The sequence below is a fragment of the Pseudomonas sp. B3G-3 genome (genome assembly GCF_028640915.1).
GTDB lineage: Bacteria > Pseudomonadota > Gammaproteobacteria > Pseudomonadales > Pseudomonadaceae > Aquipseudomonas > Aquipseudomonas chlororaphis_I.
The window spans coordinates 1-205 of record NZ_JAQZAB010000038.1 but is presented as its reverse complement, the minus strand read 5'-3'; the positions used below and the strand labels follow the sequence as shown (position 1 = coordinate 205).

Here is a 205-nt window from a genome sequence, read left to right as displayed (position 1 = left end):
GGTGATGTCGTTTTCATCATTGCCGGCTGGATGATCCAGCGGCTGCAGCAGGGTAAAGCTGTAGGCGCCCGCGGCGCTGAGGCTGAAGGTGAACACATCGACGGCACCGGCTTTGGCGGTCAGGGTATCGCCAGCGATGCTATAGACCAGCGCCACTCCACCCGAACTCAGGGCTGGCAGGCCGCTGGTATCACTCGACAAGCTA

1 protein-coding gene is annotated in these 205 nt (G+C 61.5%); it reads right to left on the bottom strand.

The annotated features are described in order from the left end of the window. Positions 1–205, bottom strand: a 205-nt coding sequence (locus tag PVZ80_RS00275) for a hypothetical protein (protein ID WP_273863290.1), incomplete at both ends; no start/stop codon positions are given.